At 71.0% G+C, this 25,444-nt stretch carries 26 protein-coding genes; 16 read left to right on the forward strand and 10 right to left on the reverse strand.

Translation table 11 applies throughout. From position 1 onward, the window contains the following. The first annotated feature begins 57 nt into the window (after positions 1 to 57). From mshD to pstB, 7 genes are all read left to right on the forward strand, one after another. On the forward strand, positions 58 to 990 hold the full coding sequence (mshD, locus tag OHA65_RS17800) for a mycothiol synthase (protein ID WP_327284090.1): 933 nt from the start codon (positions 58 to 60) through the stop codon (positions 988 to 990). Positions 991 to 1,486: 496 nt separating this feature from the next. After that, a complete protein-coding gene (locus OHA65_RS17805) occupies positions 1,487 to 3,763 on the forward strand; it encodes an RNA degradosome polyphosphate kinase (RefSeq protein ID WP_327284091.1) in 2,277 nt (758 codons plus the stop codon). After that, entirely contained in the window at positions 3,744 to 4,700 is a 957-nt protein-coding gene (locus tag OHA65_RS17810) for a CHAD domain-containing protein (RefSeq protein ID WP_405762120.1), read from the forward strand. The genes OHA65_RS17805 and OHA65_RS17810 overlap by 20 nt, the downstream gene beginning before the upstream one ends. Positions 4,701 to 5,030: 330 nt before the next feature. After that, on the forward strand, positions 5,031 to 6,167 hold the full coding sequence (gene pstS / locus OHA65_RS17815; RefSeq protein ID WP_327284093.1) for a phosphate ABC transporter substrate-binding protein PstS: 1,137 nt from the start codon (positions 5,031 to 5,033) through the stop codon (positions 6,165 to 6,167). Between the two features lie 128 nt (positions 6,168 to 6,295). Then, the gene (gene pstC, locus OHA65_RS17820) at positions 6,296 to 7,285 is read left to right on the forward strand and encodes a phosphate ABC transporter permease subunit PstC (RefSeq protein WP_327284094.1); all 990 of its coding nucleotides are present in this window, start codon (positions 6,296 to 6,298) and stop codon (positions 7,283 to 7,285) included. After that, complete coding sequence (gene pstA, locus OHA65_RS17825) at positions 7,285 to 8,367, forward strand: phosphate ABC transporter permease PstA (RefSeq protein WP_327284095.1); 1,083 nt, start codon at positions 7,285 to 7,287, stop codon at positions 8,365 to 8,367. Before pstC ends, pstA begins: the two co-directional genes overlap by 1 nt. Before the next feature lie 30 nt (positions 8,368 to 8,397). Beyond that, positions 8,398 to 9,174, forward strand: coding sequence for a phosphate ABC transporter ATP-binding protein PstB (pstB, locus tag OHA65_RS17830; RefSeq protein ID WP_327284096.1), 777 nt, complete (start codon positions 8,398 to 8,400; stop codon positions 9,172 to 9,174). Positions 9,175 to 9,321: 147 nt separating this feature from the next. Here pstB and OHA65_RS17835 read toward each other — a convergent pair whose 3' ends face one another. Together OHA65_RS17835 and OHA65_RS17840 are read right to left on the reverse strand one after the other, a co-directional pair. Beyond that, on the reverse strand, positions 9,322 to 10,323 hold the full coding sequence (locus tag OHA65_RS17835) for an inorganic phosphate transporter (protein WP_327284097.1): 1,002 nt from the start codon (positions 10,321 to 10,323) through the stop codon (positions 9,322 to 9,324). Between the two features lie 5 nt (positions 10,324 to 10,328). After that, on the reverse strand, positions 10,329 to 10,949 hold the full coding sequence (locus tag OHA65_RS17840) for a DUF47 domain-containing protein (protein ID WP_030157116.1): 621 nt from the start codon (positions 10,947 to 10,949) through the stop codon (positions 10,329 to 10,331). Positions 10,950 to 11,153: 204 nt separating this feature from the next. On the opposite strand from OHA65_RS17840, the gene OHA65_RS17845 reads away from it, so the two are divergent. Next, complete coding sequence (locus OHA65_RS17845; protein WP_054220707.1) at positions 11,154 to 11,492, forward strand: metal-sensitive transcriptional regulator; 339 nt, start codon at positions 11,154 to 11,156, stop codon at positions 11,490 to 11,492. 43 nt (positions 11,493 to 11,535) lie between these two features. Here OHA65_RS17845 and OHA65_RS17850 read toward each other — a convergent pair whose 3' ends face one another. After that, positions 11,536 to 11,688 carry a hypothetical protein gene (locus tag OHA65_RS17850; RefSeq protein ID WP_327284098.1) on the reverse strand — a complete coding sequence of 51 codons (153 nt, stop codon included), beginning with the start codon at positions 11,686 to 11,688 and terminating at the stop codon, positions 11,536 to 11,538. 152 nt (positions 11,689 to 11,840) lie between these two features. After that, positions 11,841 to 12,674 (reverse strand): hypothetical protein, encoded by an 834-nt coding sequence (locus OHA65_RS17855; protein ID WP_327284099.1) that lies wholly within the window; start codon positions 12,672 to 12,674, stop codon positions 11,841 to 11,843. 177 nt (positions 12,675 to 12,851) lie between these two features. On the opposite strand from OHA65_RS17855, the gene OHA65_RS17860 reads away from it, so the two are divergent. Then, positions 12,852 to 13,016 carry a hypothetical protein gene (locus tag OHA65_RS17860; protein ID WP_327284100.1) on the forward strand — a complete coding sequence of 55 codons (165 nt, stop codon included), beginning with the start codon at positions 12,852 to 12,854 and terminating at the stop codon, positions 13,014 to 13,016. 89 nt (positions 13,017 to 13,105) lie between these two features. After that, the gene (locus tag OHA65_RS17865; protein ID WP_371643964.1) at positions 13,106 to 13,351 is read left to right on the forward strand and encodes a hypothetical protein; all 246 of its coding nucleotides are present in this window, start codon (positions 13,106 to 13,108) and stop codon (positions 13,349 to 13,351) included. Positions 13,352 to 13,460: 109 nt separating this feature from the next. Here OHA65_RS17865 and OHA65_RS17870 read toward each other — a convergent pair whose 3' ends face one another. The 5 genes from OHA65_RS17870 to OHA65_RS17890 all read right to left on the reverse strand — a co-directional run bounded on the left by OHA65_RS17870 (position 13,461) and on the right by OHA65_RS17890 (position 18,673). Beyond that, entirely contained in the window at positions 13,461 to 14,177 is a 717-nt protein-coding gene (locus OHA65_RS17870; protein ID WP_327284102.1) for a phosphatase PAP2 family protein, read from the reverse strand. Between the two features lie 214 nt (positions 14,178 to 14,391). After that, entirely contained in the window at positions 14,392 to 15,408 is a 1,017-nt protein-coding gene (locus OHA65_RS17875) for an NlpC/P60 family protein (protein ID WP_328763122.1), read from the reverse strand. A gap of 58 nt (positions 15,409 to 15,466) precedes the next feature. After that, the gene (locus tag OHA65_RS17880) at positions 15,467 to 17,134 is read right to left on the reverse strand and encodes a serine/threonine-protein kinase (protein WP_405762123.1); all 1,668 of its coding nucleotides are present in this window, start codon (positions 17,132 to 17,134) and stop codon (positions 15,467 to 15,469) included. Positions 17,135 to 17,194: 60 nt separating this feature from the next. Further along, a complete protein-coding gene (locus OHA65_RS17885) occupies positions 17,195 to 17,989 on the reverse strand; it encodes a thioesterase family protein (RefSeq protein WP_329313887.1) in 795 nt (264 codons plus the stop codon). Positions 17,990 to 18,064: 75 nt separating this feature from the next. After that, positions 18,065 to 18,673 (reverse strand): LysE family transporter, encoded by a 609-nt coding sequence (locus OHA65_RS17890; RefSeq protein WP_329313888.1) that lies wholly within the window; start codon positions 18,671 to 18,673, stop codon positions 18,065 to 18,067. 63 nt (positions 18,674 to 18,736) lie between these two features. Here OHA65_RS17890 and OHA65_RS17895 point away from each other — a divergent pair, with 63 nt between their 5' ends. Beyond that, a complete protein-coding gene (locus OHA65_RS17895) occupies positions 18,737 to 19,234 on the forward strand; it encodes a GNAT family N-acetyltransferase (protein ID WP_405762125.1) in 498 nt (165 codons plus the stop codon). A 91-nt stretch (positions 19,235 to 19,325) separates the two neighbouring features. Next, positions 19,326 to 20,126, forward strand: a complete 801-nt coding sequence (locus OHA65_RS17900) for a pentapeptide repeat-containing protein (RefSeq protein ID WP_327285702.1) — start codon at positions 19,326 to 19,328, stop codon at positions 20,124 to 20,126. Positions 20,127 to 20,130: 4 nt separating this feature from the next. Here OHA65_RS17900 and OHA65_RS17905 read toward each other — a convergent pair whose 3' ends face one another. Further along, the gene (locus tag OHA65_RS17905; protein WP_405762127.1) at positions 20,131 to 20,760 is read right to left on the reverse strand and encodes a hypothetical protein; all 630 of its coding nucleotides are present in this window, start codon (positions 20,758 to 20,760) and stop codon (positions 20,131 to 20,133) included. A gap of 581 nt (positions 20,761 to 21,341) precedes the next feature. Here OHA65_RS17905 and OHA65_RS17910 point away from each other — a divergent pair. The 4 genes from OHA65_RS17910 (at position 21,342) to OHA65_RS17925 (ending at position 25,434) form a co-directional block, all read left to right on the forward strand. Then, on the forward strand, positions 21,342 to 21,650 hold the full coding sequence (locus OHA65_RS17910) for a hypothetical protein (RefSeq protein WP_136213834.1): 309 nt from the start codon (positions 21,342 to 21,344) through the stop codon (positions 21,648 to 21,650). Positions 21,651 to 21,729: 79 nt separating this feature from the next. After that, on the forward strand, positions 21,730 to 22,569 hold the full coding sequence (locus OHA65_RS17915; protein WP_405762129.1) for a hypothetical protein: 840 nt from the start codon (positions 21,730 to 21,732) through the stop codon (positions 22,567 to 22,569). Continuing rightward, positions 22,559 to 23,875 carry a hypothetical protein gene (locus tag OHA65_RS17920; RefSeq protein ID WP_405762131.1) on the forward strand — a complete coding sequence of 439 codons (1,317 nt, stop codon included), beginning with the start codon at positions 22,559 to 22,561 and terminating at the stop codon, positions 23,873 to 23,875. The genes OHA65_RS17915 and OHA65_RS17920 overlap by 11 nt, the downstream gene beginning before the upstream one ends. Beyond that, positions 23,872 to 25,434 carry an SCO6880 family protein gene (locus OHA65_RS17925; RefSeq protein ID WP_327284110.1) on the forward strand — a complete coding sequence of 521 codons (1,563 nt, stop codon included), beginning with the start codon at positions 23,872 to 23,874 and terminating at the stop codon, positions 25,432 to 25,434. The genes OHA65_RS17920 and OHA65_RS17925 overlap by 4 nt, the downstream gene beginning before the upstream one ends. Positions 25,435 to 25,444 lie beyond the last annotated feature (10 nt).

Genomic DNA, 25,444 nt, shown 5'->3' on the forward strand with positions numbered 1-25,444 from the left:
CGAGCTGGTTACACGCAGAAGACGGGTCGCCGCCGCCCACGGTCGTAGGCTCGACGCATGACTGACGACGCAGCAGCGGCCCTGGAGCCGGGACGCCAGATTGAGACCCTCGACGAGCTGACGGAGGAACAGGCCGACGCGGTGCTCGCCCTCATCGGGGAAGCGGCGCGCACGGACGGCACCACCGCCGTCTCCGAGCAGGGCCGCCTCCAGCTGCGCGGCGGGCGCCGCGAGGGGATCCGGCACTTCCTGCTCACCGAGAAGGGCCGGCTCGCCGGGTACGGACAACTGGAGGACACCGACCCGGTGGAGGCCCCGGCCGCCGAGCTCGTCGTCCACCCCGCGATGCGCGGCCGCGGACACGGGCGGGCACTGGGCTCGGCGCTGCTCGCCGCGTCGGGCAAGCGGATCCGGGTGTGGGCGCACGGCGGCAAGTCCGCCGCCCGCCACCTCGCGCAGGTCCTCGGGCTGACCCTGTTCCGGGAACTGCGCCAGCTGCGCCGCCCGCTCGGCCGGGACGCACTCCCGCTGCCCGAGGCGGCACTGCCTGCCGGGGTGACCGTACGCACCTTCGTGCCCGGCCAGGACGACACGGCCTGGCTCGCGGTGAACGCGGCCGCCTTCGCCCACCACCCCGAACAGGGCTCACTCACCCAGCGGGACCTGAACGACCGCATCGCGCAGCCCTGGTTCGACCCCAAGGGGTTCTTCCTCGCGGAGCGGGACGGGGAGCTCGTCGGCTTCCACTGGACGAAGGTCCACGCCGAGGACCGGCTCGGCGAGGTGTACGTGCTCGGTGTCCGGCCCGGCGCCCAGGGCGGCGGCCTGGGCAAGGCCCTCACCGCGATCGGCCTGCACCACCTCGCGGGGGCGGGCCTGCCCACCGCGATGCTCTACGTCGACGCCGACAACCCGGCGGCCCTGGCCGTCTACGAGGGCCTCGGCTTCAGCACGCACGAGGTGGACCTGATGTACCGCACCGAAAGCTGACCCACCACCGCGGGCACCGGGTCCCACCCGGTGTCCGCCACCCCGACGGCCGCACCGGCCGCTGCGACCGCTGCGACCGCGGCAGCGCCGCCCCGCAGGGCGCCCGCCCCGCAGACCGGGACCGCGGGGGGGGCGGCCGCCAGCGCCCCCCACCCGACCCGGCAGCCGGGGCCAGGGCCGGGGCCGGGGCGCCGAGCCGGGGCGCCGGGGCAGGGGCGCCGGGGCAGGGGCGCCGGGGCAGGGGCGCCGGGCCGGGGCGCCGGGCCGGGGCGCCGGGCCGGGGCGCCGGGCCGGGGCGCATCGGGCGCGGGGACGCGCCGGTGCATTCCGGGCGCGGAAAAGACGTACTCGTGCACCACCCGGACCCTGGATGCCATTCGGCATTCACCGGCCCTTAAGACGCGCTTGCGACTCTCCCCGCATGCAGCCCCGACTCCGACTGACGGCGAACGCTTCCGACGCGCCTGTCCTGCCGCCTGCGCGGAACAATGGAGTCATGAGCCACCAGCCCAGCGCAGGCCCCACCGAGGTCCCCGCCCAGCACCCGTCTCGCCCGTCCGCCACCGCAGCCTCCGGCGGCGCGGCGGCCAAGCCCGCGCGGATCGGCTCCATAGCCGCGCACCGTCCGCATTCCGGCAACGAACCCGGCCTCGCGCCCGATCTCGACGCCGACCTGGACGCCTACGACGACAAGGACGGCGGCGAGCTCCCCCCGGGCCGCTTCCTCGACCGCGAGCGCAGCTGGCTGGCCTTCAACGAGCGGGTCCTGGAACTGGCCGAGGACCCGGCGACCCCGCTCCTGGAGCGCGCCAACTTCCTGGCGATCTTCGCGAGCAACCTCGACGAGTTCTTCATGGTCCGCGTCGCCGGCCTCAAGCGCCGCATCGCGACCGGCGTCGCCACCCGTTCGGCCTCGGGCCTCCAGCCCCGCGAGGTGCTCGACCTGATCTGGACGCGCTCGCGCGAGCTCATGGCCCGGCACGCCGCCTGCTTCCAGCAGGACATCTCCCCGCAGCTCGCCGAAGAGGGCATCCACCTCATCCGCTGGCCGGACCTCACCGAGAAGGAGCAGGCCCGCCTCTTCACGCTGTTCCGGAACCAGATCTTCCCGGTGCTCACCCCGCTGGCCGTGGACCCCGCGCACCCGTTCCCGTACATCTCCGGGCTCTCGCTGAACCTCGCGGTCGTCGTCCGCAACCCGGTCAGCGGCCACCGCCACTTCGCCCGCGTCAAGGTCCCGCCCCTGCTCTCCCGCTTCCTGGAAGCCTCCCCGCAGCGCTACGTCCCCCTTGAGGACGTCATCGCCGCGCACCTGGAGGAGCTGTTCCCCGGCATGGAGGTGCTCGCGCACCACATGTTCCGGGTGACCCGCAACGAGGACCTGGAGGTCGAGGAGGACGACGCCGAGAACCTGCTCCAGGCCCTGGAGAAGGAGCTCATGCGGCGCCGCTTCGGCCCGCCGGTGCGCCTGGAGGTCGAGGAGTCCATCGACCCCGGCGTCCTGGACCTCCTCGTGCAGGAGCTGAACGTCTCCGCCGCCGAGGTCTACCCGCTGCCCGGCCCGCTGGACCTGACCGGCCTGTTCGGCATCGCCTCCCTGGACCGGCCCGAGCTGAAGTACCCCAAGTTCGTCGCCGGCACCCACCGCGACCTCGCCGAGGTCGAGTCCGCCTCCGCCCCCGACATCTTCGCCGCGCTGCGCGAGCGGGACGTGCTGCTGCACCACCCGTACGACTCCTTCTCCACCTCGGTGCAGGCCTTCCTGGAGCAGGCCGCCGCCGACCCGGACGTCCTCGCGATCAAGCAGACGCTGTACCGGACCTCCGGCGACTCCCCGATCGTGGACGCCCTGATCGACGCAGCCGAATCCGGCAAGCAGGTCCTCGTGCTCGTCGAGATCAAGGCCCGCTTCGACGAGCAGGCCAACATCAAGTGGGCCCGCAAGCTGGAGGAGTCCGGCTGCCACGTCGTCTACGGGCTGGTGGGCCTCAAGACCCACTGCAAGCTGTCCCTCGTCGTCCGCCAGGAGGGCGACACGCTGCGCCGCTACTCCCACGTCGGCACCGGCAACTACCACCCCAAGACCGCCCGCCTGTACGAGGACCTCGGCCTGCTCACCGCCGACCCGCAGGTCGGAGCGGACCTCTCCGACCTCTTCAACCGGCTGTCCGGCTACTCGCGCCGCGAGACCTACCGCCGGCTGATCGTGGCCCCGCGCTCGCTGCGCGACGGCCTGATCGCGCGGATCGACAAGGAGGCCGCCCACCACAAGGCCGGCCGCCCCGCGTACGTGCGCCTCAAGATGAACTCGATCGTCGACGAGGCCCTCATCGACTCGCTCTACCGGGCCTCCCAAGCGGGAGTGCCCGTCGACATCTGGGTCCGCGGCATCTGCGCCGTGCGCCCCGGGGTCCCCGGGCTCTCGGACAACATCCGGGTCCGATCGATCCTCGGCCGCTTCCTGGAACACTCCCGGGTCTTCGCCTTCGGCAACGGAGGCGAACCCGAGGTGTGGATCGGCAGCGCCGACATGATGCACCGCAACCTCGACCGCCGCATCGAGGCACTGGTCAGGGTCGCCGACCCGGCCCACCGAGCGGCACTGGACCGGATGCTGGAGACCGGGATGTCCGACTCCACCTCCTCCTGGCACCTGGGCCCGGACGGCGAATGGACCCGGCACAGCACGGACCACGAAGGTCAGCCGCTGCGGCACGTTCAGGAGATGCTCATAGACGCCCGGAGGCGCCGGCGTGGCTCTGCCAAACCATGACCTGACAGCACGTGGCGAAGGCTTCGCGGGTGACGTGCTCGGCACGTACCTGCGGGCCCAGGCCACCGCCTTCTTGCGCGGGCTCCGCCTCCACGAGGAGAGCGGGGCCGACGCCGCGGACGGAAGCGATGCGGCGCGCAGCCTGCGGGGGGCTGCGCGCCGGATCAGCGGGTCCCTGTCCACTTTCCGGGTGGTGACCGAGTCCTCCTGGGCCGACGGGCTGCGCACCGAGCTGGTGTGGCTGTCCTCGACCCTGGCGGACGAGCACGCGTACGCCGCCCGGCTGACCCGACTGCTGGACGCGCTGCACCGGCTCTCGGGCTCGCCGGAGGTGCCCGCGCCCCGGGGCGCCGCGGGCGCGCTGACGGTGGGCTCGGCGCGGGCCGGCGCCCTGCTGGAACGGCAGCTGACGCTGGCCCGGACCCGCGCCCACTCGGCGACCCTCCAGGCACTGGGCTCGTCCCGGTTCCACGCGGTCGCGGACGCGGTGGCCGTCCTGGCCTCGGAGGTGCCGCTGGACCCGGTCGCGGCCCGCGGGCGGGTGGACGAGGTGCTCGTCCCGCTGGCGGAGGTGGCCCGCACCCGGCTGGCGGCGGCCGTCTCGGCGCTGCCGCACGCCGCGCAGGCGCACCCGTACAACCCCGATCGCGACGGCTCCTGGCACGAGGTGCGCCGGCTGCTGCGCGTCCACCGGTACGCCCGTGAGGCCCTGGGCGAGGACGTGGCCCGCCTGGTGGTGGCCGGCGAGGCTCTGGACCGGCACCGTGACGCCGCCGAGGCCGCGGCCGCCTCGGCGACGGCGGCCCGCACCCCGCGGATCGCCCCGGCGACGGCGTACGCCCTGGGGGTGCTGCACGCCGACCAGCGGCACGAGGTGGAGGCCGCCCGGTTCGCCTTCCAGGACCTGTGGCACCCGGCACCGGCCACGACCCCCTGACCGAAAGGTTTCGGCCAAGCTCCGGGTCGGCGCCCCCTACGGACACCGACCCGGCACCGAGCCCGATGACAGTCACATAACGGTAACGACGGGACAACGGCGGATGACACTCCGGAGCAAACCCGGCCATCCACACCGGGCCGTCCGCCACGGTTCACCATCCGTTCACTTGTCCCGGTCGGCCGCTTCACCTGTTCTGCCTAATTTCGGTGGTGCACGGAGCGCGTCGGCGAACTGGTCGGGTGACGCACCGCGCACCCGACGTAGTCCTCTTCGCACGCCGCCCCGATACAGAAAGCGGCCGGCGGCTTCTGGAAGGAACACCCGAAAGTGAAGCTTCAGCGCAAGAACCGGCTTCGTGCCTCCGCCCTCGGGGCCCTCGTCGTGTCCGGCGCCCTGGTCCTCACGGCGTGCGGCTCGGACAACAACACCAAGGACGGCGGCGCCAGCGGCAAGCCGTCGGCCGCCGCGCAGGGCGACATCAAGTGCGGCGACGCCAAGGGCAAGCTCCTGGCCTCCGGCTCCTCCGCCCAGAAGAACGCGGTCGACCTGTGGGTGAAGGCCTACATGGCCGCCTGCTCCGGCGTCGAGGTGAACTACAAGTCCTCCTCCTCCGGTGAGGGCATCGTCGCCTTCAACCAGGGCACCGTCGGCTTCGCGGGCTCGGACTCCGCGCTGAAGCCCGAGGCCGTCGAAGAGTCGAAGAAGGTCTGCACCGGCGGTCAGGGCATCGACCTGCCGATGGTCGGCGGCCCGATCGCCATCGGCTTCAACGTCGCCGGCGTGGACAAGCTGACGCTGGACGCCCCCACCCTCGCCAACATCTTCAACGACAAGATCAAGAAGTGGGACGACGAGGCGATCAAGAAGCTGAACCCCGGCGTCACGCTTCCCTCCACCGCCATCCAGGCCTTCCACCGCTCCGAGGACTCGGGCACCACCGAGAACCTGGGCAAGTACCTCAAGGCCGCCGCTCCCGACGCCTGGACGTACGAGGCCGCGAAGAAGTGGCCGGCCCCCGGTGGCCAGGCCGCCACGGGCTCCGCCGGTGTCGCCTCGCAGGTCAAGGGCGTTGACGGCGCGATCGGCTACTTCGAGCTCTCCTACGCCAGCTCGCAGAGCATCAAGACCGTCGACATCAACACCGGCGCGGCCGCCCCGGTGAAGGCCTCCTCCGAGAGCGCCTCCAAGGCCATCGCCGCCGCCAAGATCGCCGGCACGGGCTCCGACCTGGCGCTTAAGCTCGACTACACCACCAAGGCCGAGGGTGCCTACCCGATCGTCCTGGTGACGTACGAAGTCGTCTGCGACAAGGGCAACAAGGCCGAGACGCTCCCGACCGTCAAGTCCTTCCTGAACTACACCGCCTCGGACGCGGGCCAGAAGGTCCTCTCCGAGAACGGCTACGCGCCGATCCCGGCCGAGATCAACTCCAAGGTCCGCGAAGTCATCAACTCGCTGTCCTGATCGATGAGCCTCGGAGCCGGGCCGATCCCGTCCGATCGGCCCGGCTCCCAGGACCCTTCCCCTCCACCCGGGGGAATCCGGTGCACCGCCGCCAGGGGGCCTGACCCCCCACCCAGACCGGAAAGAACATGGCTTCCACCACACCCACCCAGATAGACCAGGCTCCGCCTGTCTCCAAGAGCGCGAGGTCCACCGGCCGAGCCGGTGACAAGATCTTCGCCGGGCTCTCCAAGGGCTCCGGAATCCTGCTCCTGGTGATCATGGCGTCGATCGCCGGCTTCCTCACCTACCGCGCCTCGATCGCACTGTCGAAGAACGAGGGAAACTTCCTCACCACCTTCGACTGGAACGCGTCGGCCAACCCGCCCGTCTTCGGCATCGCCGTCCTGCTCTTCGGCACCGTCGTCAGCTCGATCATCGCGATGGCCATCGCGGTTCCGATCGCCGTCGGCATCGCCCTCTTCATCTCGCACTACGCGCCGCGCAAGCTGGCCGCCCCCCTCGCGTACGTGGTCGACCTGCTGGCCGCCGTGCCGTCGATCATCTACGGCATCTGGGGCGCGCTCTTCCTCGTCCCGCAGCTCGGTGGCCTCAACCTCTGGCTCGACGAGTACATGGGTTGGACCTACGTCTTCGACAAGACCCAGGTCGGCGTCGCCCGCTCGCTCTTCACCGTCGGCATCCTGCTCGCGATCATGATCCTGCCGATCGTGACCAGCGTCAGCCGCGAGGTCTTCCTCCAGGTCCCGCGCATGAACGAGGAGGCCGCCCTGGCCCTCGGCGCGACCCGCTGGGAGGTCATCCGCATGTCGGTGCTGCCCTTCGGCCGCTCCGGCGTCATCTCCGCCTCGATGCTCGGCCTCGGCCGCGCCCTCGGCGAGACCATGGCCGTCGCGACCGTCCTCTCCCCGAGCTTCCTGATCTCCGGCCACATCCTGGACCCGGGCGGCGGAACGTTCGCGCAGAACATCGCCGCGAAGTTCGACGAGGCCAACGAGTTCGGGCGTGACGCCCTGATCGCCTCCGGTCTCGTGCTCTTCCTCCTCACCCTGCTGGTCAACGGCGCAGCCCGGCTGATCATCGCCCGTCGCAAGGACTTCTCGGGGGCGAACGCCTGATGAGCCACGCACTCCAGGACCAGCGGCCCGCCCGGGCCCCGAAGTCCGCCGCCCCCGCCGCCCTGACCCGCGGCGGCCTGCCCCGCTGGGCCCCGGCCGCCATCGCGGTCCTCTCAATCGCCCTCGGCTGCGGCATCGGCGTCGTCGCCGGCCTCGAAAGCAAGATCCAGTGGGGCCTGATCGCCTCGATCCTGTTCATCGCGATCACGTACACCGCCAGCTCGGTCGTCGAGAACCGCCGCCAGGCCAAGGACCGGATCGCGACCTCCCTCGTGTGGGTCTCCTTCGTCCTCGCGGTCATCCCGCTGCTCTCGCTGATCTGGACCACGGTCAGCCGCGGTCTGAAGGCCCTCGACGCGAACTTCCTCAGCCACTCGATGAACGGCGTGACCAGCTTCGAGGAGGGCGGCGGCGTCTACCACGCGCTGCTCGGCACCATCGAGCAGGTCGCCCTCGCCGCCGCGATCGCCGCGCCGATCGGCCTGCTGACCGCCGTCTACCTCGTCGAGTACGGCAAGGGCAGCCTCGCCAAGGCCGTGACCTTCTTCGTCGACGTCATGACCGGCATCCCCTCGATCGTCGCGGGCCTGTTCATCCTGACGACCTGGAACCTGGCGCTCGGCTTCGGCCCCTCCGGCTTCGCCGGCTCGATGGCCCTGTCGATCCTGATGATGCCCGTCGTGGTCCGCTCCACCGAGGAGATGCTCAAGCTCGTCCCGAACGAGCTGCGCGAGGCCGCCCTCGCCCTCGGTGTGCCGAAGTGGCGCGTGATCCTCAAGGTCGTGCTCCCCACCGCCATCGGCGGCATCGCCACCGGCCTCATGCTGGCCGTCGCCCGCATCGCCGGTGAGACCGCCCCGATCATGCTGCTGGTCTTCGGCACCCAGCTGATCAACGGCAACCCCTTCGAAGGTGCCCAGTCCTCGCTCCCGCTGTACATCTGGGAGCAGTACAAGGTCGGCAGTGACGCCTCCTACGACCGGGCCTGGGCCGCAGCGCTCGTCCTGATCGCCTTCGTCATGATCCTCAATCTGGTGGCCCGCGGCATCGCCCGCTGGAAGGCCCCGAAGACCGGTCGCTGACGCGACTGTATGAAAGCGAAGTGACCCCTCATGGCCAAGCGAATCGACGTCAGCGGCCTTTCCGCCTTCTACGGCAGCCACAAGGCCATCGATGACATCTCGATGACCGTGGAGCCGCGCTCCGTGACCGCCTTCATCGGCCCGTCCGGCTGCGGCAAGTCCACCTTCCTGCGCACCCTGAACCGCATGCACGAGGTCACCCCCGGCGGCCGCGTCGAGGGCAAGGTGCTCCTGGACGACGAGAACCTGTACGGCGCCGGCGTGGACCCGGTCGCGGTCCGCCGCACCGTCGGCATGGTGTTCCAGCGCCCGAACCCCTTCCCCACCATGTCGATCTTCGACAACGTGGCGGCGGGCCTGCGCCTGAACGGCAAGTTCAGGAAGTCCGAGCTGGCCGACATCGTGGAGCGCTCCCTCAAGGGCGCCAACCTGTGGAACGAGGTCAAGGACCGCCTGAACAAGCCCGGCTCCGGCCTCTCCGGCGGCCAGCAGCAGCGTCTGTGCATCGCCCGCGCCATCGCGGTCGAGCCGGAGGTCCTGCTGATGGACGAGCCCTGCTCGGCCCTGGACCCGATCTCCACCCTGGCGATCGAGGACCTGATCGGTGAGCTGAAGGAGCGCTTCACGATCGTCATCGTGACGCACAACATGCAGCAGGCCGCCCGCGTCTCCGACCGCACCGCCTTCTTCAACCTGGCGGCGGTCGGCCAGCCCGGAAAGCTCGTCGAGATCGACGACACGGACCGGATCTTCTCGAACCCGTCCGTCCAGGCGACCGAGGACTACATCTCGGGCCGCTTCGGCTAGGCCGAAGCCCGACGGGACATCATGCGGCTGAGCCGCGTGACGCAAACGTCCTGCGGTGCTGCATGGCGGTGCCACCGCAAGGCGAAAGGGCCGGCTCCCCCTGGGTGGGGGGAGCCGGCCCGCTTTCGTTCCGCTGCGTACGGACGGCTAGCCGACGAAGGCCAGGTCGACGATCCAGAAGCAGAGCGCGGCGACCAGGGCCGCGGCCGGCATGGTGATGAACCAGCCCATGACGATGTTCTTGGCGACGCCCCAGCGGACCGCGTTGACCCGCTTGGTCGCGCCCACGCCCATGATCGCCGAGGTGATCACGTGGGTGGTGGAGATCGGCGCGTGGAACAGGAACGCCGAGCCGAACATGATCGATGCACCGGTGGTCTCGGCCGCGAAGCCCTGCGGCGGGTCCAGCTCGATGATCTTGCGGCCGAGCGTGCGCATGATGCGCCAGCCGCCCGCGTACGTGCCCAGCGACAGCATCACGGCGCACACGAGCTTGACCCAGACCGGGATCGCGTCGCCGTTCTGCTGCACGTCGGCGATGACCAGGGCCATCATCACGACGCCCATCGTCTTCTGCGCGTCCTGGAGACCGTGGCCGAGCGCCATGCCGGCCGCGGACACCGTCTGCGCGATGCGGAAGCCGCGCTTGGCCTTGTGCGGGTTGGCCCGGCGGAACATCCACAGGATGACGACCATCACCAGGTAACCGACGACCAGGCCGACCACCGGCGAGACGAACATCGGGATGACGACCTTGTCGATCACTCCCGACCAGATGACTTCGGTGCCGCCGGCCAGCGCCGCGCCCACCATGCCGCCGAACAGCGCGTGCGAGGAGGACGAGGGAAGCCCGAAGTACCAGGTGACCAAGTTCCAGACGATCGCGCCGACCAGGGCCGCGAAGAGGATCCACATGCCCGTCTTGCCCGTGGGCGTCTCGATCAGGCCCTCACTGACCGTCTTGGCGACGCCGCTGCCCAGGAAGGCACCGGCGAGGTTCATCACCGCGGCCATCGCGAGGGCGGCGCGCGGGGTCAGCGCGCGGGTCGAGACCGAGGTCGCGATCGCGTTCGCCGAGTCGTGGAAACCGTTGGTGTACGTGAAACCGAGCGCGACACCGATGGTCACGATCAGAGCGAAGGTGTCCACGAGGTTCAGGACTCCTTGACCGCGATGGTCTCCACCGTGTTCGCGACGTGCTCGAACGCGTCGGCCGCCTCTTCGAGCACGTCGACGATCTGCTTGAGCTTCAGCACCTCGATGGCGTCGTACTTGCCGTTGAAGAGCTGGGCGAGCAGCTTGCGGTGGATCTGGTCGGCCTGGTTCTCAAGGCGGTTGACCTCGATCCAGTACTCGGTCAGGTTGTCCATCGTCCGCAGGTGCGGCATGGCCTCGGCGGTCAGCTCCGCCGCCCGCGCCAGCACCTCGATCTGCTGCTCGACACCCTTGGGGAGCTCCTCCACCTGGTAAAGGACGACCAGGTCGACGGCCTCCTCCATGAAGTCCATGATGTCGTCGAGCGACGAGGCCAGGTTGTAGATGTCCTCGCGGTCGAACGGCGTGATGAAGGAGGAGTTCAGCTGGTGGAAGATCGCGTGGGTGGCGTCGTCCCCCGCGTGCTCGGCTGCCCGCATCCGCTCCGCGATCTCGGCCCGGGCGGAGGAGTCCGCTCCGAGCAGTTCCATCAGGAGCTTGGAGCCCGTGACGATGTTGTCCGCGGATGCGGCGAACATGTCGTAGAAGCTCGTCTCCCTGGGGGTCAGACGAAATCGCACGTGAGGTCCTCGGGGTGCATTGGATTCGGTCAGGCTGATGCTAGGCGCATCCCCCGGCCACGGCTAACCGGCGGTTCCGGGCGGTTCCCCAGTGTCCTCCATCAGGCAGAGTGAGGAGCACGGGCCCCTGCCGCTCCGACAAGAGCCCGGTAACCTATACCCATGAGGGGTATGCGCCCCTCGATCCGGACCACGGGAGGACGCATGACTGCCATCGAGGCGGAGGGCTCCGGAGCCGACGTCGCCACCGGTACCGGCACGGTGCACGGCTACCACCACCAGAAGGACGAGCACCTCAAGCGGCTGCGCCGGATCGAGGGCCAGATCCGGGGTCTGCAGCGACTCGTCGACGAAGACGTCTACTGCATCGACATACTCACGCAGGTCTCGGCGAGCACGAAGGCCCTCCAGTCGTTCGCGCTCCAGCTGCTCGAAGAGCACCTGCGGCACTGCGTCGCCGATGCGGCCGTCAAGGGCGGCGCCGAGATCGACGCCAAGGTGGAGGAAGCGACGAAGGCGATCGCGCGCCTGCTGCGTACCTGAGCACCCGAGCACGGCGACCCCCGGTCATCGGCAACGGATGCGGCTACAGCCCGAGACCCATCAGGACCTCGTCGATCCGGTCCTGGCTGAGCCGCTCCTCGTCCGCAGTGGACGCCGCGATGATCAGCTCGCCGCACAGCTCGATCTCGGCGAGCGCCACGTGGTCCTGCACCGTCGTACCGCCTGCGGGAGTCACGCGTGTCACCTCAATCTGCCGTCATCGGTCATCGGTCGTAGGCGCTCTGTCCCAGCGTAGGGAGGGCGGGGCGCTGTGCGCATGACACGGATGGACCATTTCCGGATACCGGGCCATGGCCCGATCGCGCCGCCCCGGGACCGTCCGGCCGGCTACCCGGCGATCTTCCCGGCGTAAATGTCCCCGCTTGCGGGCAATACGACGGTCACCGGCGTCCCGAACCCGTAGAGCAGCGTGGTGGAGGAGACATCGATCACGCCATTGTTGACGTAGCTGAAGCGGTGCCGGACCTTCCGCAGCCGGCCCTCCTCGTCGAGGTACACGTCGAAGGGGACCGTGCCCTTGCTGAACCCTTTCGCCGCCGCCTCCAGCGCCCCCTTGACCGCCGGTGAGGCGTTCTTCGCGGCCTCGCCGATGTCGGTCGTCCCGCGGTAGTGCCGGACCTTGGTGCCCGCCACCTCGGTCTCACCCACGTACGTCGCCTCCTGCACGCCGCGCAGCAGCTCGGCGGCGGCCAGCGGGTCCGTGGCCCCGCCCGTGACCAGGTTCCCGTCCGCGAGGGTCGTCGTGTCGACGCGGACCCACTTGTCGGCGGGCACGCCCGCGCCCCGGTTCTTCATGTACAGGGCCCCGGGGACGAGCAGTTCGGTGATGGGCCGGTGCTCGTCCTTGCCCGCCGCGTCGGCCGGGAGCATCACCAGGAGCTGGCCCATCCGGTTCTTGAAGTCGACGCCGCCCTCGCCGCGGATCGTGACCCGGGTCCCGCCGGTGGCCATCTCCATCGCCGTACGGGCCTGCGCACTGCCGGTCCTGACCAGCAGGTCGGCGGCCGCCCGCACGGTCGCGGCCGGATCGGCGGGGGGCCGGTCGTCGTCCTTGTCCGCGGCCGCGCACCCACCTGTCGCGGACAAGGTCACGGCCATCCCGAGGGCGAGCACCGCCTCGCCCGCACGCCCGCGCCGCCGCCTGAGCTGGTGCTCCACCATCGCCTGCCAACCCCCAACGCATGACCGCTGTTTGCCCGAGGCCCCCACCCGCTCCGCTTAACGAGGTCCCGGGTTTCCCGTCACGGGCCACCGCGGCCCGGACCCCTTGCCGGACGCAGGTACCTTGGTGGTGTGGATTCGCACACCAAAGCGTCGCTGGTCCCTCCGCTTGAAGCCGTGCCGTTCCCCCGTCCCACGGAGCGGCCCCCCGCCGAGCACGACACGAGCACCACCGAGCGCGGCTCGTTCTGCCTGGCCCTGTGCACCTGCGGCTGGAGAGGTCCGGCCCGCCGCTCCCGCGACCTGGCCCGGAAGGACGCCACCCGGCACACCTCACCCTGAGGCCGTGTCCGCGTAGTCCCGGGGGCTCTTGATCGCCCGTTCGGACGGCCCGGCTGGCCGACGCCCCCGGGAGCGGATGCCCTGGATGCATGCCAGGACCCGCACCCCGCGTCGCCGCCCTCCTCTGGGCCCTGCTCATCGCCCTCACGCCCGCCGCCGTGGCCTCGGCGCGCCCGACGGGCTCGGCGGACGGCCCGGCCGACGTGGCCCTGGCCATCGGGGCGACCGTCATCGCGTCCGTGGCCACCGGCCTGTGGCTGCGTTCCCGGTACCGCCGCGAGGACGACTCGCAGGACCACGGCACGGAGCACGGCACGGAGCACGGCGAACCGTGAACCCGCGCCCGCGCCCCCGCCCGGCGGCGGTCCGCGTGTGCTTCGTCGTGGCCTGCCTGTGCCTGGTGGCGGCGGTCCTGCTCTCCGTATGGGACGCGTACGCAAGGACCTAGGCGGCGAGGTCGCTCTCGTGGGGGCGGCAGGCGGGCGGCGGGGTCTGGGGCTGCGCGAGGTCCACCGGGCGGGGCAGGGCGCGGCGCTTGGCGCGGACCAGTCGGCCGGCGCGCGGAGAACGGGCCACCGCCCGCACCACCGGGGTCAGGAGCGCCATCGCGAGCGGGGCGAGCACCAGGACGACGGCGGTGCCGAGGGCGAAGCCGCCGATGACGTCGGTCGGGTAGTGGACCCCGAGGTACACGCGGCAGACGCCCTCGGCGAGGGCCAGCCCGATCCCGATGAGCCCGAGCTTGCGGTTCGCGAGGAACAGGCCGACGCCCAGGGCCATCGCGAGCGTCGCGTGGCCGCTGACGAAGGAGAAGTCGCCGGGGCCGGAGTGCGGTGCGAGCACGTCGAGGCCGTCGTGTTCCATGTACGGCCGCGGCCGCGCGACGAGCGCGCGCAGCGGGACGTTCAACAGGAGGGCGAGCGCGGCCGCGAGGGGAGCCCATACGAGCGCGGCGAACGACTCGGAGGCGGTGGGCTCCTCCTGCCTGCGCATCCCGTGCCAGCACCACAAGAAGAGCAGGACCAGGGCCAGCGGGATTCCGTACGCTCCGACGAGGCCGACGGCCCGGTCGACCGCGGCCGGGGCGTGCCGGGCCAGCCCGTTGACGTCGTACAGCAGGCTTACGTCCACGTTCGGCCCACCACTTGTGAGTCCAGCCATGGCGATACGGCCCCTTAGCCTTGCTTGGTTCCCCTCGGGCGCACCCCTGTGTGCGCCCCTGAACCCCCCCGGTTGATCAAGCCTGTGTCCATGGAACGCCCGTTCTGAAGCCCACGTTCCACTCTCCACCGAATGATCACGGCAACGTTATCGAAGAGTGACTCATCGTCGCAGCTCAGGGCCCTCGGTTAACGCAGCGTCGCCAACCGTGCGGCTAAGGGGACTTGGCGTCGGCCGTACGGTCGGGCAGGGCCTCGGCCCCGTCCTTGGTGACGCGGGTCGCGCCGAAGTAGTCCGGGGTGTCGATCTTGTCGAAGCGGATCACCGCGCCGGTGTACGGGGCGTTGATCATGTACCCGCCGCCCACGTAGAGGCCGACGTGATGGATCGCCCGGGAGTTCGTCAGATCATCGGAGAAGAACACCAGGTCACCGGGGAGCAGTTCACCGCGCGAGGGATGCGGACCCGCGTTGTACTGGTCGTTGGCGACGCGGGGCAGCTCGATCCCCACCGACTCGTACGCCGCCTTGGTCAGCCCCGAACAGTCGAACCGCCCGTCCTGGTCCGGCGTCCCGTTGCCGCCCCACAGGTACGGGGTCCCCAACTGCTTCTGCGCGAAGTAGATCGCCCCGGCGGCCTGCTGCGAGGGCGCAACCCTCCCGACGGGCCGCTCGAAGCTCTTGGCGAGGGTCGTGATGGTCTTCACGTACCCCTGGGTCTCGCGGTACGGCGGCACGCCCTGGTTCTTGAGCACCGCCCCGGGGCCGGCGTTGTAGGCGGCCAGCATGTTGCTGATGGCGTCTCCGGGAACGTTCCGCACCGAGCTCGCCAGCTCGCAGTCGTACGAAGCCGCCGAGGGAATGGCGTCGTTCGGGTCCCAGATGTCGCGATCGCCGTCCCCGTCCCCGTCGATCCCGTGGGTGGCCCATGTGCCGGGGATGAACTGGGCGATGCCGCGCGCGTCCGCCGGACTCACGATGTCCGGGTCCCAGCCGCTCTCCGAGTAGAGCTGGGCGGCGAGGATGGCCGGACTCAGGGTCGGGCAGAGCACGCCCCACTTCTGTACCAGGGCCTGGTACTTCCCGGGAACGGCACCCTTGGCGAGGCCGACGGCGCGGCCGCCACCGGTCGCGATGCCCGCGGCGGCGGAGTACGTGCCGACCACGAGCAGAGCCACGAAGCACAGACACGCCCCGAAGCTGATCCCGCTGATCACCCAGAATCTGCGCACCCGTCAACCCTCCCCCATCGACCGTTTTTTCACCGGCATTCGCCGTGACGTGTCGGATTTACCCCTTTTGCGGCCCGCTGTCGAATCCGACGCAGTCGAAACTCTTGTGATCCGTATCCGAGGTGGCGTGGCGGAACACCACCGTCCACCCACCGGGATCCTGCGAGAGCGGCGGCGCCTTGACCGTCTTGCCGTTCAGCTGCATGGAGAAGTCGTCCGGGTACGTGACGTACTTCCACTCCAACTCATCACCCTCGTACAGGTCCCGGGCTTTGGCAACGAAGCCGAGCTGCCGGTTGTCGGTCACCGCCGTGGACCGGCCGTTCTCGTCGACCTCGTGCTGCGGCTTCACGACGACGGCCACGTAGTACGGCGGTACGTTGGGCAGCGCGTTCTTGACCCGGTAGCCGATCTGCACCTTGCCCGACTTCAGCTGGGGGTCGTCCAGGGTCCTGGGCAATGAGCTCTGGAAGCCCAGGATGGCGTCCTCCTCCACGGGCCGGGCGCACCGGTTGTTGACGGGGTCGAAGTCGTCCAGATTGGGCGCGGTCTGCCGGATGAACGTGGGTGGCCCGGCCGGCGCTTGCGCCGCAGGACTGCCGGTGGCCTGCCCGTCGGGACTCGGGTTCCCCTTTTGGCTCTGACTCGGGCTCGGATTCCGCCCCTGTGCGCCCGCCCGGTCGTCGGCGCCGCCACCCTGGCCGCCCAGCGGCAGCTTCCACACCGCCACGGCCCCCACCGCCGCCAGCGCGACACCGGCCGCCACCCGGACTCCCCTGCGCCCACGCCTCGGCGGAGGCGAGGCCGCGTGCTGCGTCGGCGTGTAGCCGGGTGGTGTGCCCGGGCCCTGGGTGCGCATTTCGTGGAGCGGGACCGCCTCGCCCAGCGCCCCCAGCCCCGGGTACACCGGATCGTCGATCAGCGCGTCCCGCACCCCGCACCGGCCGATCACCTCGGCCGGTGTCGGCCGCGCCGCCGGGTCCTTCGCCACGCACGCCTCGATCAGCGCCGCCAGCCCCCGCTCCACCCCGGCCACGTCGATCGGCTCGTGCACCGCCCGGTAGCCCACGGTCGCCGCCACGCCCGTACCGAACGGCGGCCGCCCCGTCGCCGCGTACGCGAGCGTGGCACCCAGCGCGAACACGTCCGCCGCGGCCCCCGCCTCCGCACCGAGCAGCACCTCGGGCGCCGTGTACCCCGGCGTCCCCGGTGCCTGGCCGTCCTGGGTGAGGGCCGTCTCGCCCACGCCGCGCGCGATGCCGAAGTCGATGAGCTGCGGCCCCTGCCCGCCGAGGATGACGTTCTGCGGCTTGAGGTCCCGGTGCGTCACCCCGTACGCGTGGACGCTGGCCAGCCCCTCCGCCAGCGCCGCGAACAACCGCCGGCAGGTGTCCGCGGGCAAGGCGCCGCGCTCCGCCACCGCACGGGCGAGCGTCGGTCCCGCCACGTACTCCGTGGCCAGCCAGAACGGCGGAGCCGCCAGCGAGGCGTCGATCAGGTTCGCCGTGTACGCCGACCGCACCGCACGTACGGTCTCGGCCTCGCGCCGGAACCGGGCGAGGGCCTCCGGGTGCCCGGTGATCTCGTCCCGGATCACCTTCACGGCCACCAGGCGCCCACCGGGCGAGCGCCCGAGGTACACCTGCCCCATTCCACCGGCACCGAGCCGGGCCAGCAGCGCGTATGCCCCGATCCGGGCGGGGTCGACGTCTCTCAGGGCCTCCACCGGCACGAGCCTGCCACACCGACTCCCGCGCCGGACAGGCGGGTTGACCACCCCCGTCGGCTAACCCCGCGGCGCGACGAACAGGCTCTGCGCGCTGCGCCCGATCGGCCCCTTCTCGTCGTGCAGCCGGGAGTCCGCGAGCCCGATCCCGGCCGCGTCGACGCTCGTACGGGCCTCCACGCACGCCCATTCGCCGACCGGGTGGCGGTGCAGGTGCACGGTCAGGTCGCTGTTGATGAAGACGTACCGGCCGAAGTCCATGACCGAGCTGATCCCGTTGCCCGAGTCCGCGGCGACCAGGACCCGGTCCAGCGGCCTGGCCTCCTCGCCGGCGATGAGCGGCACCTTCATCCGCATCCAGCAGGTGCCGGGCCCCTGCTCCACGAACGCGCCCTCGGTGAACCGGGTCTCCATCGCCGAGTGGTAGCCGGTCTCCCACGGCACCGGGAAGAACGGCGTCACCCCCACCTCCCCGGGCGGCGGCAGCTGCGGCCCCGGCGCCACGCCCGGCACGGCTTCCCCGGCCACCCGGATCCGCAGCGCCCGCGCGAGCATCACCGGCGCGGCCCCGGCCGGGGCGAGGGCGGCCTCCACCACCTCCGTGCTGCGGCCGGCCCGCAGCACGGAGGTGGTGACCTCCAGCGCGCCGATCGGCACCGGCCGCAGGATCTCGTACGTGATCCTCGCGATCCGCATGTCCGCGCGGGCTCCGTCCCGCTCCTCCACGGCCCGCCCGAGCAGCGCGGCCGGCGGCCCGGCGTGCTGCGAGCCCGGGTCCCACGGCCCGCGCGTGTACTCGGTGGCCAGGAACCGCCCGGCATCGACCCGCTCGTAGAACGCCTCGGAGATCGCCATGCCCGGCACGCTACCGACAGGTAACCCGTCTCGCCAGGCCTTCACGGAACAACCGCACCTCAGCGCGGCGCCGGCTCAATGGGCGAAGCCCAGCCCGACGCCCAGCCCCACCAACACCGAGCCGATCGCCCGGTTCAGCGTCTTCTGCGCCTTGAGCATCCGGTCGCGCAGCCGGGAGTTCGAGAAGAACAGCGCGACCGCGCCGAACCAGCCCAGGTGCGCCGCCGACATGAACAGCCCGTACCCGGCCTGCTGCCACACCGGGGTCTGCGGATCCACGACCTGCGTGAACGTCGACACGACGAACAGCGTGGTCTTCGGGTTGAGCACATTGGTCAGGAACCCGGACCGCATCGCGCCCAGCATGGTCAGCTGCGGCTTGGACTCCAGGTCGACGGTCACCTCGGCCCGCGCCCGGAAGGTCCGGATCCCGATCCACACCAGGTACGCGGCGCCCGCCAGTTTGATCGCCGTGAACAGGGTGGTCGAGGAGGCGATGAGCAGCCCGACCCCGAGCATCGTGTACGAGACGTGCACCAGCACGCCGGCGGCGACACCGGCCGCCGCGAACAGCCCGGTGGGCCGCCCGTACAGATAGCTGTTGCGGACGACCATGGCGAAATCGGCGCCGGGACTGATCACGGCGAGGAGGGTGATGACGGCAACTGCGATCACTTCTGTCATGTACGGATGCTCACCGCGCCCGCCCCGGCGATCAACCCGGTTCCGTACACCAATACTTGAGGGATGAACTCGATGCCGTCACCGCTCGCCCTGCGCCCGTTCCGCCCCGAAGCCGACGCCCCAGCCCTGCGCCGCTGGATCACCACCCGGGCCGAGCTCGTCACCTGGGCGGGACCCGCCTTCACCTGGCCCCTGGACGACGCCCAGCTCACCACATACGCCGCCGAGCCGGACCGCCACACCTGGACCGCGGCCTCCCCCGACGGAACCCCCCTCGGCCACGTCTCCGTACGCGGCACCCGCCTGGGCCGCGTACTGATCGCCCCCGAGGCACGCGGCCGGGGCCTCGGCGAGAGCCTCCTCACACTCGCCGTCGCCCGCGCCTTCGGCGAGCTCGGCCTGTCCGCGCTCGACCTCGGCGTCTACACCCACAACACCGCGGCCGTGCGCCTCTACGAGAAGCTCGGCTTCCGCGCCGGGCGCGTACTGGAGGACGTGGAGGAGGTCGACGGCGTCCGCTGGTCGGCCCTCCAGATGCACCTCACCGCCCCGGACCGTTGACAATGGACGGGTGTCTGCCACTCCCGCCGCGCCCGGCAACCCCGCTCGCCCTGCCCGCCCCGCTCGCCCTGCCCGCCCTGCCCGCCCCGCCCTGCCGGTCCTGCAGGCGGACTGCTCGAACTGCTTCGCGCTGTGCTGCGTCGCCCTGCCCTTCGCCAAGTCCAACGACTTCGCTGTGAACAAGGCCGCCGGAACCCCCTGCACGAACCTCCAGCAGGACTTCCGCTGCGGCATCCACACCCGGCTGCGCGACAAGGGCTTCCAGGGCTGCACCGTCTTCGACTGCTTCGGCGCGGGCCAGCAGGTCTCCCAGGTGACCTTCGGCGGCCGAGACTGGCGCGCGCACCCCGGCACGGCCGGTTCGATGTACGAGGCCTTCCCGGTGATGCGGCAGCTGCACGAGCTGCTCTTCTACGTCACCGAGGCACTCACCCTCACGGCGGCCGCCCCGGTCCACGCCGAGCTGCGCCGCGCGCAGACCGAGACCTCGCAGTGGACCGCGGCCGAGGCGGACGCCCTCGCCACCCTGGACGTCGGCGCCCTCCGCGGCCGCATCAACACGCTCCTGCTGCGCGCCAGCGAACTGGCCCGCGCCGGGGCCCCGGCCCGCAAGAAGAACCACCGCGGCGCCGACCTGATGGGCGCCCGCCTCGCCGGCGCGGACCTGCGCGGCGCCAACCTCCGCGGCGCCTACCTGATCGCCGCCGACCTCAGCGGCGCGGACCTCCGCCTGGCGGACCTGATCGGTGCGGACTTCCGCGACGCGGACCTGCGCGGGGCGGACCTGCGCGACGCCGTCTTCCTGACCCAGGCGCAGCTCAACGCGGCCAGGGGCGACACCGCGACCAAGATCCCCGCGACCTTGGCCCGGCCCGCCCACTGGTCCGCGTAACGCCTCAGGGCCTGATGATCGCGGTCCAGCCGGACGGGCAGGTCAGCGCACCCGTCGGCGCGTAGGTGCACTGGTTCTCGTACACCTCGCCCGTCGTCGTCAGCACCTTCACGTACACCGTGTAGATGGCGACGGCGGCGGCCGCGGTCGTGGAGGTGGCGGTACTGACCGACACCCCGCACGCGTTGCGCGGATGCCCCGGGTTCAGCTGAGTGGTGAGGTCCCTCCAGACGTACGGGCCTGCGACCGGCACCACCGGGCGTACGCCCAGGAACGTCCGGCCCCGGTGCAGCGCGGCGCTGAACTCCAGGGCGTTCTGCCCCAGCGTCGTGTCGATGTCCTCGCACGGCCCGTGCGGCCCGTGCTCACCCTTCTGACCCCGGTCGCCCTTGGGCCCCTTGTCGCCCTTGTCGCCCTTGGGTCCCTTGTCGCCCTTCGGCCCCTTGGGCCCATGCGGCCCGCGATCACCCCTGGGGCCCTGGGGTCCCCGGTCACCCTTCGGCCCGCACGGATTCGCAGGCACCGCCTTGCCGGCCTTCTTGACCTTGGCGGCCCCGGCGGCCCCGGCGGCCTTCCCGGTCTTGGCCTCCTTCGTCTTGGCCGCCTTCGGCGCCGTGGCCGGCAGCGTCCTCACATCCGGCTCCGGACATCTGCTGCTCCCGCCGGCCGCCTCGGCCGCGGTCGTGCCCTGGACTGCGGCCACCGCCGGAACCGAGGCACAGGTGAGCGCAAGCGCCAACGGAACTGCGAAACCACCAGCCAGCCGGGCCCGCCGGCCGACCTTCGATGCGGAACCCTTCGAACCCATCCGTCCACTCCTCGCGTCGTCATGCCCGAACGGTCTGGAGCATCTCCCGCAACCCGCCCTACGGATGGAACGACTGACGGAATGTCGGACGAACGTCAGCAGCTCGGCCCAACGACACGCCCACCCACTGCGCCGAACGGCCCCGCCCCGAACAGCCCCCCGCACGGCGAGAGGCCAATCATTGCCCGGGGTCACACCCCGTGATACACAGAGTGACCATACGTTCTTTCGCATACCCCACCGCCCGTGCCCAGGTCAGAGCGCGCGAGCGGGCCAAAGGGCGGGAGATCGGGTAAAGAGAGCCGTCAAGTCGACGTACGACGGCGGTTTCATCAGCGAAGATAGTACGTGACCCCTGCCGTCGGGCACGGGATACCAGAACTACCCATACAGGGGCGGTGAGTTACATGATCCTGGCAGCCGAAAAGGGCGACATCACCACCATCATCGGCGGAATCGCCCCGAACTGGGGGCCGTTCGGCAGTCTCGGCAACGAAGCGAAGGTCATGGTCGAGGTGGTCATGGCCGTCGCGATCCTCCTCTGCCTAGGCATCGCCATCTGGGGCGCGGCCAAGCAGCGCATCGGCGCGACGGCCCTGCGCGACACCTTCAGCGCGGAACAAGGCAAGGGCCTGATCGTCGCCGGCCTCACCGGCGTCTTCATCATCGGCTCCCTCGGGACCCTCTTCACCATCGTCTACGGAATGGCCGTCTAGCCGGGCCGCCCACCGGCAGCCGGACCTGATGAGGACTCACCACACCACCGTCGTACGACGCAGAGGGGGCGGACACGGAATGAGCAACGACGACCAGTACGGCGGTGGCACCGGCGGCGGCTACGGCGAGATCGGCGGCACGGGCCAGACCCGCACCCGCCTCCCGGAGTCCCCCTCGGACCCGTACGGCGCGCCCCGCCGCACCCCGCGCACCTCGCGGAGCCTGGTCACGGTGGTCGGCGTGGTGGTGCTCCTGATCGCCGCGATCGCGTTCGCGAACCAGTCGGGAGACACCCCGACCACCCCCTCGGCGGACACCCCCCCTTCCCCGTCCACCACCCAAGCCACGGGCACCCACCCGGTGGACGGCAAGAACGGCACCATCCCGAAGGGCTTCGCGCACGACGAACAAGGAGCCCAATCGGCGGCCGCCAATTACGCGGTCGCGCTTGTTTCCGCGGACATCCTGAAGCCACAGATGCGGCGCCAGATCGTCCGCCAGGTCTTCGTCGCGGACAAGGTGTCCGAGCTTGAGGCCCGGCTCGACCAGGCATACGGCAAGTCCTTCCTGGACCAAGCCGGCCTGGACGCAAACGGCAATGCGGCGCAAGGCCTCACGTACATCTCGCGGACCGTGCCGGTCGGCACGAAGCCGACCAAGTACTCCGAGGCCTCTACAACTGTCGACGTGTGGTGCACAGGCGTGTTCGGCACCGCGGGTGTCGGCTCGACCAACCCTGTCAGCAACGACTGGTTCACCATGACGCTGACCCTCCGCTGGGTGGAGAACGACTGGAAGGTCGAAAGCTTCGCCCAGAAGGACGGGCCGGCCCCTGTCCACACGGACCGCACGGCCTCCACGGCCGAGGAGATCGCAAAGGCTGCAACGGAGTTCGGAGGGTTCACCTATGCCCGGTAGCCGCACCCTCCGTGTCACTGGTGCCCTGGCCGCGCTCCAGACGGCAGCCGTGCTGCTGTCGGCCCGCGCCTTCGCTGCACCCACTCCATCGCCGTCCCCGTCGGCCTCACAGCCCAACGACAACCGGTGCGACCTGATCGTGGGCCCGGCCAAGGACTACTGCGAGCGCGGCAGTGGCGCCGCCGGGGCTCCCAAGACGGGGCTCGCGCCCAGCGACCCCGCCGACGCCCTCAACCCCCTGGCCTCGCTCGCCAAGGGCTGCGCCGACGCCGCAGCCTGGATCGTCACCGAGCTCAGCAAAGCGGTCAACGGCACGGCCAACGTCGACTTCACCAACGGCGCCTTCCTCAAGCAGTACGCCATCGTCTTCGCCGCCTCCACCATCCTCACGCTCGTCCTCTGGCTCTTCGCCGTGGCCAAGCGCGCCATCCGCGGCGTCCCCCTCACCACCGCCATCTCCGAAGCCGTCGGCTTCCTCTGGCTCACCGTCCTGGCCTCCGCCTTCACCCCCCTGATCCTCTACACCGTCGTCTCCGCCACCGACGGCGTCACCGAGGTCATCGCCTCGGCGTCCGGCGGCCAGACCGACGTGTTCTTCGGTTCCTTCACCGAGGCCCTGAAGAAGGGCGACTCCATCGGCGGCGGCCCGATCATGCTGATCGTCGTCTCGCTCGTCACGGTCCTCGCCGCCGGCGTCCTGTTCCTCGAACTGTTCATCCGGGCCGCCCTGCTCTACGTCGGCGCCCTCCTCGGCGTCGTCGTCTACGCCGGGCTCGTCGACCGGAACCTGTGGGGCCACGTCCGCCGCTGGGCCGGCATCATGATCGCCGTCATCCTCGTGAAGCCGGTCATCGTCATCGTCCTGGGCCTCGCCGGGGCCCTCGCCGGCGAGAAGGGCCCGAACGCCTTCTCCGCCGTCGTCTCCGGCCTCGCGATCATCCTCCTGGCGATCTTCGCCTCCGCGATGATCTACCGCTTCGTACCCGGCTTCGGCGACGAAATCGCCTCCGCCCGCTCGAACCGCAGCAAGGCCACCGACGGCGCCCAGGCCGCCGCCGTCATCAGCTCCCCGGCCTCCCTCGTATCCCAGGGCATCAAGACGCACAGCAGCCGCGGCGCCCACCGCGGAGGCGGTGACGGCGGCGCCTCCAGCGCCCCCCGCCCCGCCAACCCCATCTCCGGAGGCGTGGCCGCCCACAGCAGCCGCCCCACCTCCGGCGGCGGAGGCGGCGGATCTGTCCCCTCCGCCGCACCCGCGCCCCGCTCCGGATCGAGTACGAGGAACACAGGAGGTGACGGGCGTTGACGACCCAGTCCCACCAGCTGCACCCGGTCGCGCCCCGCCGCACGTATCTCATCGGCCGGGCCCGGCCGAACGCGGTCGTCGGCAAGAACCGCGAGAGCGGCGAGATCGCCCTGATCATCGTCGGCGCGTTCTTCGGCATGATGAGCGGCCTGCTCGTCCCCGACCTCACCCTGCGCATCGTCAGCCTCGCAGGCTTCCCCATGCTCGCGCTCGCCGCGGTGTACGTCCCGTACAAGGGCCGCACCTTCTACAAGTGGTTCGAGATCAACCGCAGCTACAAGCGCACCCTGCGCCGCGGTACGACGTACCGCTCCGGCTCCATGGAGGCCGGCGTACGCGCCGCCGACGGCCGCGAGGTCGAGGTCGGCCCGCCCCCCGGCATCGGCCGGATCAACTGGCTCGCCGCCCCCTTCGGCCCCGACGAGATCGCCGTCCTCCTGCACGCCGACCGCAGAACCGTCACCGCCGCCATCGAGATCGAGGGCCCCGGCGTCGGCCTGCGCGACAGCGAGGACCAGGAAGCCCTCGTCGACCGCTTCGGCACCCTCCTCAAGCACGTGGCGAACGGCGACGGGTTCGTCACCCGCCTCCAGATGCTCGCCCGCACGCTCCCCGCCGACCCGGACGCCCACGCCAAGGACGTCGCCCAGCGCGGCGACACCCGCGCCCCCGTCTGGCTGCGCGACTCCTACGACCAGCTCCAGTCGATGGTCTCCACCTCCTCCGAGCAGCACCGCGCGTACCTCGTCGCCTGTATGCACTACACGCGCGAACTCGCCGCCGAGGCCCACACCATCGCCCGCGCCGGCACCCCCCACAAGGGCCGCAAGCTCGACCGCGACGCCGGCCTCGCCATCGTGATGGCCCGCGAGCTCACCGACATCTGCGCCCGCCTCGCCGAGGCCGACATCCGCGTCCGCCAGCCCCTCGGCCAGGGCCGCCTCGCCTCCCTCGTGCACTCCATGTACGACCCGGACCACCCCATCGACCACATCCAGGCCATGACCAAGCGCAACGCCTGGCCGGCCGAACTCGACGCAGTGGAACCCACGTACCTCCAGGCCAAGACCCGCGAGTCCTCCACCCGCGCCCCCTGGTGCCACGCCACGGCCTGGGTGAAGGAGTGGCCGATGACCCCGGTCGGCGTGAACTTCCTCGCACCCCTCCTCGTCCACACCCCGGACGTGATCCGCACCGTCGCCGTCACCATGGATCTGGAGCCCACCGAGGTGGCCATCGAGCGCATGCTCACGGAGAAGACCAACGACGAGGCCGACGCCAGCCGCGCCGCCAAGATGAACCGGACCGTCGACCCCCGCGACATCGCCGCCCACGGCCGACTCGACCAAAGAGGTGAAGATCTCGCCAGCGGTGCGGCAGGAGTCAACCTGGTCGGGTACATCACGGTGTCGTCGCGATCCCCGGAAGCCCTGGCTCGGGACAAGCGCACCATCCGCGCCTCGGCCGGCAAGTCGTACCTGAAGCTCGAATGGTGTGACCGCGAGCACCACCGTGCCTTCGTCAACACCCTGCCGTTCGCCACCGGCATCCGACGCTAGCTGGAGGGAA

This window comes from Streptomyces sp. NBC_00045, from assembly GCF_045041095.1.
Lineage (GTDB): Bacteria > Actinomycetota > Actinomycetes > Streptomycetales > Streptomycetaceae > Streptomyces.

Coding starts and splice junctions, on each gene's coding strand:
- OHA65_RS17895 (WP_405762125.1), top strand. CDS start 18,737: ATGAACTCGATGCCGTCACCGCTCGCCCTGCGCCCGTTCCGCCCCGAA.
- OHA65_RS17920 (WP_405762131.1), top strand. CDS start 22,559: ATGCCCGGTAGCCGCACCCTCCGTGTCACTGGTGCCCTGGCCGCGCTC.
- pstA (WP_327284095.1), top strand. CDS start 7,285: ATGAGCCACGCACTCCAGGACCAGCGGCCCGCCCGGGCCCCGAAGTCC.
- pstC (WP_327284094.1), top strand. CDS start 6,296: ATGGCTTCCACCACACCCACCCAGATAGACCAGGCTCCGCCTGTCTCC.
- OHA65_RS17865 (WP_371643964.1), top strand. CDS start 13,106: ATGCCAGGACCCGCACCCCGCGTCGCCGCCCTCCTCTGGGCCCTGCTC.
- OHA65_RS17890 (WP_329313888.1), bottom strand. CDS start 18,673: ATGACAGAAGTGATCGCAGTTGCCGTCATCACCCTCCTCGCCGTGATC.
- OHA65_RS17885 (WP_329313887.1), bottom strand. CDS start 17,989: ATGGCGATCTCCGAGGCGTTCTACGAGCGGGTCGATGCCGGGCGGTTC.
- OHA65_RS17805 (WP_327284091.1), top strand. CDS start 1,487: ATGAGCCACCAGCCCAGCGCAGGCCCCACCGAGGTCCCCGCCCAGCAC.
- OHA65_RS17855 (WP_327284099.1), bottom strand. CDS start 12,674: ATGGTGGAGCACCAGCTCAGGCGGCGGCGCGGGCGTGCGGGCGAGGCG.
- pstB (WP_327284096.1), top strand. CDS start 8,398: ATGGCCAAGCGAATCGACGTCAGCGGCCTTTCCGCCTTCTACGGCAGC.
- OHA65_RS17870 (WP_327284102.1), bottom strand. CDS start 14,177: ATGGCTGGACTCACAAGTGGTGGGCCGAACGTGGACGTAAGCCTGCTG.
- OHA65_RS17910 (WP_136213834.1), top strand. CDS start 21,342: ATGATCCTGGCAGCCGAAAAGGGCGACATCACCACCATCATCGGCGGA.
- OHA65_RS17915 (WP_405762129.1), top strand. CDS start 21,730: ATGAGCAACGACGACCAGTACGGCGGTGGCACCGGCGGCGGCTACGGC.
- mshD (WP_327284090.1), top strand. CDS start 58: ATGACTGACGACGCAGCAGCGGCCCTGGAGCCGGGACGCCAGATTGAG.
- OHA65_RS17845 (WP_054220707.1), top strand. CDS start 11,154: ATGACTGCCATCGAGGCGGAGGGCTCCGGAGCCGACGTCGCCACCGGT.